General features: G+C 65.3%; 1 pseudogene. It reads left to right on the forward strand.

Features of this window, described 5'->3' with window-relative positions:
• Nucleotides 1-430: pseudogene (locus G3446_RS27310) on the forward strand (ISNCY family transposase); the annotation flags it as partial.

A 430-nucleotide genomic window follows, 5' to 3' on the forward strand; every position in this document is an offset into this window, starting at 1 on the left:
TTCGCGATCCTTGCCGAGGTGCTGCCCGAGCGCGCCGACGGCTCGGGTCCGGTGAGCGCCGAGACCGGGCGTCCGGGAATGGCGCAGTGGCAGATCCTGGTGCTCGGGGTGCTGCGTCTGGGGCTGAATGCCGATTACGACCGCATCGCGGAGCTGGCCAATCAGCATCGCACGGTGCGCCAGATGCTCGGCCATAGCGACTGGAGCGAGGAGACCCGGTGGGGCGTGCAGACGCTCAAGGACAACCTGCGTTTGTTCACCCCCGAGGTGCTTGAGCGCATCAATCAGGAAGTCGTGGACGCCGGCCACGCCTTGGTAAAAAAAAGCCCAGACGACGGGCTTCAGGTGCGCGCTGACTCCTTCGTCGTCGAGACCGACGTGCACTTTCCCACCGACATCAACCTGCTCTGCGACGCGGTGCGCAAGGTCA

It is taken from the genome of Thiorhodococcus minor (assembly GCF_010820565.1).
Lineage (GTDB): Bacteria > Pseudomonadota > Gammaproteobacteria > Chromatiales > Chromatiaceae > Thiorhodococcus > Thiorhodococcus minor.